The 7,523-nt window shown below is 71.2% G+C and carries 6 protein-coding genes; 3 read left to right on the top strand and 3 right to left on the bottom strand.

All coding sequences use genetic code 11. The features are described from left to right. Together VHA72_RS03860 and VHA72_RS03855 are read left to right on the top strand one after the other, a co-directional pair. A partial coding sequence (locus VHA72_RS03860) for an SDR family oxidoreductase (RefSeq protein ID WP_325573125.1) occupies positions 1-798 on the top strand: 798 nt, incomplete at its 5' end. Next, on the top strand, positions 795-1,670 hold the full coding sequence (locus tag VHA72_RS03855; protein WP_325573124.1) for an SDR family oxidoreductase: 876 nt from the start codon (positions 795-797) through the stop codon (positions 1,668-1,670). The genes VHA72_RS03860 and VHA72_RS03855, both read left to right, overlap by 4 nt. 107 nt (positions 1,671-1,777) lie before the next feature. On the opposite strand, the gene VHA72_RS03850 is transcribed toward VHA72_RS03855, so the two are convergent. Genes VHA72_RS03850 through VHA72_RS03840 form a run of 3 tightly spaced genes read right to left on the bottom strand, consistent with a single transcriptional unit; the run spans position 1,778 to position 6,117 of the window. Then, positions 1,778-3,331 (bottom strand): succinic semialdehyde dehydrogenase, encoded by a 1,554-nt coding sequence (locus tag VHA72_RS03850; RefSeq protein ID WP_325573123.1) that lies wholly within the window; start codon positions 3,329-3,331, stop codon positions 1,778-1,780. Between the two features lies 1 nt (position 3,332). Further along, positions 3,333-4,952, bottom strand: coding sequence for a GMC family oxidoreductase (locus VHA72_RS03845; RefSeq protein WP_325573122.1), 1,620 nt, complete (start codon positions 4,950-4,952; stop codon positions 3,333-3,335). A gap of 1 nt (position 4,953) precedes the next feature. Further along, positions 4,954-6,117 (bottom strand): steroid 3-ketoacyl-CoA thiolase, encoded by a 1,164-nt coding sequence (locus VHA72_RS03840; protein ID WP_325573121.1) that lies wholly within the window; start codon positions 6,115-6,117, stop codon positions 4,954-4,956. A 150-nt stretch (positions 6,118-6,267) separates the two neighbouring features. On the opposite strand from VHA72_RS03840, the gene VHA72_RS03835 reads away from it, so the two are divergent. Continuing rightward, positions 6,268-7,494: a cytochrome P450 gene (locus VHA72_RS03835; protein ID WP_325573120.1), complete on the top strand. Its 1,227-nt coding sequence runs from the start codon at positions 6,268-6,270 to the stop codon at positions 7,492-7,494. The last annotated feature ends 29 nt before the right edge of the window (positions 7,495-7,523 follow it).

Here is a 7,523-nt window from a genome sequence, read left to right as displayed (position 1 = left end):
GTTGGTCACGGGTGGGAGAGAGGAGCGTCGATGCTGGCACTCGACCTGTCGGGTCGCGTCGTGCTCGTCACCGGCGGCAGCCGGGGCGTCGGCCGCGGGATCGCCCGGGCGTTCCTCGCCGCCGGCGCCACCGTGGTGACCTGCGCGCGCACCGCGGCCGACCCGCCCACCGGCGCGAGCCATCGGATCTGCGACGTGCGCGACCAGGCGGCGGTCGCCGCGCTGATGGACGGGATCGTCGCCGAGCACGGCCACCTCGACGTGCTGGTCAACAACGCGGGCGGGTCGCCGTACGCGCCGGCGGCGGAGGCGTCTGCGCGCCTCCACGCCAGGATCGTCGAGCTCAATCTGCTCGCGCCGCTGCTGATCGGCCAGGCGGCGCAGCGGGTGATGGGCGAGTACGGCGCGATCGTCAACGTCTCCAGCGTGAGCGCGCGGCGGCCCTCGCCGGGCACGGCGGCGTACGGCGCGGCCAAGGCCGGACTCGACTCCCTGACCCGCTCTCTGGCGGTCGAGTGGGCGCCGCGGATCCGGGTCAACGCGATCGACGTCGGGATGGTGCGCACCGAGGAGATAGATGAGCACTACGGCGGGCCGGCGGGCGTCGAGGCGATCGCCCGGACCGTGCCGCTGGGCCGCCTGGCCACGCCGTACGACGTGGGCACGGCGGCGGTGTTCCTCGCTTCGGACCTCGCCTCGTACATCACCGGAGCCACGCTCGAGCTGCACGGTGGCGGCGAGCCCCCGGCGTACCTGACCGCGCTCGACCAGCTGCAGCGACCGAAGGAGAGCCAGTGATCCTCGACGGACGCGTCGCCATCGTCACCGGGGCCGGCCGCGGCATCGGCCGCGCCCATGCCCTCGAGCTGGCCCGGCAGGGCGCCACGGTGGTCGTCAACGACTTCGGCGTCTCGCTCGCCGGCGAGGGCACCGGCGAGCGACCCGCCGACGAGGTCGTCGCCGAGATCCGGGCCGCCGGCGGCCAGGCCGAGGCCAACGTCGCCGACGTCGCCGACTTCGGGCAGGCCGAGGCGATGGTGCGCCAGGCGATCGAGACGTTCGGGCGGCTGGACGTGCTGGTCAACAACGCCGGCTTCGTCCGCGACCGGATGCTGGTCAACACCACCGAGGAGGAGTGGGACGCGGTCGTCCGGGTCCACCTCAAGGGTCACTTCGCGCCGCTGCGGCATGCCGCGGCCTACTGGCGCGCGGAGTCCAAGGCCGGCCGTCAGCCGGTGGGGCGGGTGATCAACACCACCAGCGGGGCCGGGCTGCAGGGCTCGATCGGCCAGGCGACGTACTCCGCGGCCAAGGCCGGCATCGCCGGTCTCACCCTGGTCGCTGCGGCCGAGCTGGGCCGCTACGGCGTGACCGTGAACGCGATCGCGCCGGTGGCCCGCACCCGGATGACCGAGGGCGCCTTCGACACCTCGGCGATGGCGCTGCCCGAGGACAACAGCCCGATCGTGGCCTGGTTGGCCTCCGCGGAGTCCGGCGACGTCACCGGGCGGGTGATCGAGATCGACGGCAGCCGGATCGCCATCGAGAACGGCTGGGCGCACGGCCCGGCCCGCGACGCCGGCCGGCGCTGGCGGGCCGCCGAGGTGGGCGCCGCGATACGTGACCTGCTCGCCCAGGCGCCCCCACCCGAGCCGCCCTACGGAAGTTGAGAGGTCACCTTTGGCGGGTCGAGTGTCCAGCGGGCGGCCACTCAGCGCGCCGAAAGTGACCTCTCAACGCGCGAAAAGTGACCTGTCGACGGGGTGGCGGCGCTCCATCATCGCAGCCGCAGGCGGCGCATCCAGCGCAGGGAGGCCTGCATCTGCCGGGCATAGTCGGCGTAGGACTGCCCCGGCCGCGGCTGCATGACCTGCTTCTTGAGGACGGCGATGTTCTTGACGTCGGTGTACTTCAACAGCCCCTGGTCACCGTGGCGCGCGCCGACGCCCGAGGTCTTGAGCCCGCCGGAGGGCGTCCCCTTGGCGGCGTACGCCGTGGCCAGCCCGTCGTTGATGTTGACGTTGCCCGACTCGATCCGCGCCGCCACCGCGGCGGCCCGCTTGAGGTCGGTGCCCCACACCGACGCGTTGAGCCCGTAGTCGGTGTCGTTGGCCAGCGCGACCGCCTCGTCCAGGGTGCGGTAGCGGTGCAGCGCGACCACCGGTCCGAACGTCTCTGTCACCCCGTGCGTCATCTCCTTGGTCACTCCCTCCAGCACGGTCGGCTCGAAGAACGTCGGCCCGATGTCCGGTCGCGCCCGGCCGCCGCAGAGCACCGTCGCGCCCTTGGCGACGGCGTCCTCGACGTGCGCCTGCACCCGCGCCAGGTGGTCGGAGGAGATCAGGCCGCCGATGTCGGGGCCGAAGTCGTAGGAGGCGCCGATCACCAGCGCTCGGGCCGCTGCCACGAAGCGGTCGCGGAACTCGTCGTACCTCTGCTCGGGCAGGTAGATCCGCTCGATGTGCATGCAGACCTGACCGGTGTTGGCGAAGACCCCGAAGATCGCGCCCTTGACGGTCTCCTCCAGGTCGGCGTCGTCGAGGACCACCATCGGGTTCTTGCCGCCGAGCTCGAGGCAGCAGTCGATCAGGTTGCGCCCGGCCCGCTCGCCGATGACGCGGCCGGTCCCGGTGGAGCCGGTGAACATCACGTAGTCGACGTTGTCGATCACCGCCGGCCCGACGTCGGGGCCCTCACCGCAGACCACCTGGAAGAGCCCCTTCGGCAACCCGGCCTGCTCCAGCAGTCCGATGCCGAAGAGCGGGGAGAGGGCGGTCTTGTTGTCCGGCTTGAGCAGCACGGCGTTGCCGGCCATCAGGGCGGGTACGGCGTCGGAGAGCCCGGTCGCGAACGGGAAGTTCCACGGGGCGATGACGCCGACCACGCCGCGCGGCACGTGCACCTCGGTGGAGTGCGAGAGCACCGGGACCGGTCCGGGATGCCGCTTCGGCGCGAGCAGGCGGGGCGCGCGCTTGAGGTAGTGCGAGATCACCATCACCGGGTCGCAGGCCTCCTCGAAGGCCATCCGGCGGGCCTTGCCGCTCTCGGCCTGGATCAGGTCGGCGATGGTGTGCTGGTGCTCGATGATCAGCCCATGGGCGCGCTCGAAGACGGCCAGCCGCTGCCGGAGCGGGGTCGCGGCCCAGGCGCGCTGCGCCGCCCGCGCCGCCGCCGCGGCCGCGGCCACGTCCTCCGGGGTGGACTGCGGCAGCTCCACCAGCAGGTCGCCGGTGTAGACCTCGGTCAGCTTCCAGGCGTTGCCCGAGCTCGACGGGACGCGCGCGACCAGCCCGGCCAGCAGCGGCTCGGTGATCGAGGATGGCAGCGGCATCTCACACCTCCAGGATGAGGTCGGCGGCCTTGTCGCCGATCATGACCGACGGCGCGTTGGTGTTGCCACCGATGATCGAGGGCATGATCGAGGCGTCGGCGACACGCAGCCCGTCCACGCCGATCACCCGCAGCCGCGGATCGACCACAGCCCGCTCGTCCACCCCCATGCGGCAGGTGCCGACGCCGTGGTAGATCGAGGTCGCCCGATTGGTGATCTCCGACCTCATCGCCGCCATGTCGATCGCGGCGCCCGGGTGGATCTCCGACTTCACGTGTCCGCGCAGCATCGGGCTGGCCATGATCTCGCGGATCATCGCGATGCCCTCCAGCAGCACCTGGTGATCGTGCGGCTCGGCCAGGTAGTTGAAGTCGATCAGCGGCTCGGCCAGCGGGTCGGCGGTGCGCAGCCGCAGCGTGCCGCGGCTGGTCGGGTAGATCAGCGAGGACATGATCGTCAGTGCCGCCCGCTTGTCGACCTCGTGCCTGATCGGCGCGTCCTGGTTGGGCGAGGGATAGGCCCAGGGCAGCACGTGCAGCTGCAGGTCGGGTACGTCGCGGGCCTGCGACGTACGCACGAAGCCGACCGTCTCGAAGACGGTGTTCTCCAGGAACGACCCGCCCCGGGTCATCTCCTTGACGAAGCCGCGGGCGAAGTAGCCGGCGGTGCCGTGGTGGATCGCAGAGGGCATCTCGAAGGTCATCGGCACGAACATGTGATCGTGCAGGTTGTCGCCGACCGGCAGGTCCGCCACCGTCTCGATGCCGACCGAACGCAGGTGGTCGGGGTGGCCGACGCCGGAGAGCATCAGCAGCTGTGCCGAGCCGAAGACACCGGCGGAGAGGACGACCTCGGCGGTGGCGCGGACGACGTGCCGGTCGCCGCGGCCGTCGACCAGCTCGACGCCGGTGGCGCGGCCGTTCTCGATGACGACGCGGGTGGCCTGCAGCCGGGTGAGCACCGTCAGCGTCGGCAGGTCGCGGTCGTGCAGGTAGCCGCGCGAGGCCGAGTAGCGCTGCCCGCGGTAGGCGCTCTGCTGGAAGGTGCTCATGCCCTCCTGCTCCGCGGCGTTGTAGTCGGCCAGGACCTTGACGTCGAGCGTCTGGGCGGCGGCCTCCTTGAACAGGGTCGAGGCCTGGGTGGGCTGGGTGTGTCGGGTGACCTTGATCGGGCCGCCGGCGCCGCGGTAGTCCGACGCGCCGTCCTCGAAGTCCTCGATCCGCTGGTACTGCGCGTTGACCGCGTCGGCGTCCCAGCCGACGTTGCCCTCGGCGGCCCAGGCGTCGTAGTTGGCCCGGTTGCCCCGCACCCACAGCAGGCCGTTGATCGAGCTGGAGCCACCCAGCACCTTGCCGCGCGGCTGGGGGAGCCGGCGGTTGCGGGCGTGCGGCTGCGGCACGGTGTGGTAGCCCCAGTCGACCAGCCGCTTGAGCCGTGGCTCGGCGTGCAGGGGCCCGATCATGCCTGGCTTGGTGACCAGGATGTTGCGGGCGTCGTTCTTGCCCGCCTCGACGAGGACGACGCTCCTCCCGGCGGCGGCCAGCTTGCCGGCCACCGCGCAGCCGGCGCTGCCGGCCCCGACGACGACGTACTCGGCCTCGGTGACGATGTCGTGGGCCATCTCAGATCCTCTCGATGACGGTGCCCGAGGCCTGTGCCCCGCCGGCGCACATGGTGATCAGGGCGGTGCTGGCGTCGCGCCGCTCCAGCTCGTGCAGCGCGGTGGTCAGCAGTCGAGCGCCGGTCGCGCCGACGGGATGGCCGAGCGCGATCGCCCCGCCGTTCACGTTGATCTTCTCCGCCGGTACGTCGTGGACCTTCGCCCAGGACATGACCACACCGGCGAATGCCTCGTTGACCTCGCAGATGTCGAGATCGGCGATCGTCATGCCGGCGTCGGCGAGCACCTTCTCGGTGGCTTGGACCGGGCCGTCGAGGTGGTAGTAGGGGTCGGCCCCGACCAGACAGGAGGCGAGGATGCGCGCACGCGGCCTCAGTCCCAGCCCGGCGGCGACGTCGGCGTCCATGATGAGCAGGGCGGCGGCGCCGTCGGAGATCTGCGAGGAGGTGCCCGCGGTGTGGGTGCCACCCGCCAGGACCGGGTCGAGCGCGGCCAGCCGCTCCAGCGAGGTGTCCCGGATGCCCTGGTCCCGGTTGACGGCGGCGACCTCGCCGGTGGGCTCGCCGTTCGCGTCGAGCACCGGCGCCTCGACCGCGAAGACCTCGCGCTCGAAGCGGCCCTCGTCCTGGGCCAGCCGCGCCTTCTGCTGCGACCACAGCCCGAACGCGTCGACCTCGGCGCGGCTGAAGCCGCGGTGCGCCACGATCCGGTCGGCGCCCTCGAACTGGTTGGGCAGGTCGATCGACCAGCCCGCCGGTCGCGGGTCACCGGCCCCCGGCGGCACGTTGGCGCCGAGCGGGATGCGCGACATCGACTCCACGCCGCAGGCGATCCCGACCCTGATCGCGTCGCCGGCGACCATGGCGTTGACCAGGTGCGCGGCCTGCTGTGCGGAGGAGCACTGCGCGTCGATCACCGTCGAGCCGACGTGGTTGGGCAGCCCGGCATGCATCCAGGCGCGACGCACCATGTTGTTGGACTGCTCGCCGGCCTGGGTGACGCAGCCGCCGACGACCTGGTCGACCAGCGCGGGGTCGATGCCCGAGCGCTTGAGCACTTCGACCTGGGCGGCGCCGAGGAGCACCGCCGGGTGGATGCCGGCCAGCGCGCCCCGGCGCTTCCCGATCGGGGTGCGGACGGCTTCGACGATGACGGGATTTCCCATGGAGACCTCGTTTGCGGCAGGAGGAGGCGACGCGGGTCGCCGTACCTCAAAACTAGAACGTGTTCTCGTCGGTGGCAACCCTTGCCGGGCTGCGCCCGTCGTGTCACGATGACTAGAACGTGTTTCAGAAATGTGCGAAGGAGCACTCCCGTGACAGCACTTCCTGCGGGCTTCGACCCCACCGATCCCGACATCGGTGAGCAGCGCGTCCCCCTCCAGGAGTTCCTCGAACTGCGCAAGACCGCCCCGGTCTGGTGGGTCGAGCAGAAGCCGGAGGCGCGGGCGGGCTTCCTCGACACCGGCTTCTGGGCGATCAGCAAGCACGAGGACATCGCCGCGATCTCCAAGAACAGCAAGGACTTCTCCACCAACGAGAACGGCGTGATCATCCGGTTCGCGCCCGACATGACCCGCGAGCAGGTGGAGTTGCAGCGGGCGATGCTGATCCACCACGACCCGCCGGACCACACCAAGCTGCGCCAGATCATCAGCCGCGGCTTCACCCCGCGGGCGATCGGCGCGCTGCGCGACAGGCTCCAGGAGCGCGCCGACCGGATCATCGACGACGCGCTGGCCAAGGGCGAGGGCGACTTCGTCTTCGACGTCGCGGCCGAGCTGCCGCTGCAGGCGATCGCCGAGCTCCTCGGCGTGCCGTTCGAGGATCGGCGCAAGCTGTTCGACTGGTCCAACCAGATGCTGGCCTACGACGACCCCGAGTACGACGCCGACCCGGAGACGGCGGCCGCGGAGATTCTCGGCTACGCCATGGGGCTGGCCGCCGAGCGCAAGGTCGACCCGAAGGACGACATCATCTCCAAGCTCGTCACCGCCGACGTCGACGGCCACGGCGCGCTCGGCGACGACGAGTTCGGGTTCTTCGTGATCCTGCTGGCCGTGGCCGGCAACGAGACCACCCGCAACGCGATCACGCACGGCATGAAGGCGTTCTTCGACAACCCCGAGCAGTGGGAGCTGTGGAAGCGCGACCGCCCGCCGACGATGGTCGACGAGGTGATCCGCTGGGCGACCCCGGTGACGGTCTTCCAGCGCACCGCGCTGGGCGACATCGAGATCGGCGGCCAGCTGATCAAGAAGGGCGACCGGGTCGGGATGTTCTACGCCAGCGGCAACCACGACGAGGACGTCTTCGAGAACCCGGACAAGTTCGACATCACCCGTGACCCCAACCCGCACCTGGCCTTCGGCGGCCACGGCGCGCACTACTGCATCGGGGCCAACCTGGCCCGGTTGGAGATCCAGATCATGTTTGACGCGATCGCGGATCGGATGCCGGACATTGCCCAGACCGGCGAGCCGCGCCGGCTGCGGCACGCCTGGATCAACGGCATCAAGGAGTTGCCGGTCCGCTACGCCTGAGGCATCGAGAGGTCACTTTCGGGGGGGTT

Source organism: Nocardioides sp., from assembly GCF_035547795.1.
Classification (GTDB): Bacteria; Actinomycetota; Actinomycetes; order Propionibacteriales; family Nocardioidaceae; genus Nocardioides.
Note: the sequence above shows the minus strand (reverse complement) of the source record. Positions and strands in the feature narration are given on the sequence as shown.

Excerpts from the sequence above, each read along its gene's own strand:
- VHA72_RS03850 (WP_325573123.1), bottom strand. The coding sequence starts at position 3,331 with ATGCCGCTGCCATCCTCGATCACCGAGCCGCTGCTGGCCGGGCTGGTC.
- VHA72_RS03845 (WP_325573122.1), bottom strand. The coding sequence starts at position 4,952 with ATGGCCCACGACATCGTCACCGAGGCCGAGTACGTCGTCGTCGGGGCC.
- VHA72_RS03840 (WP_325573121.1), bottom strand. The coding sequence starts at position 6,117 with ATGGGAAATCCCGTCATCGTCGAAGCCGTCCGCACCCCGATCGGGAAG.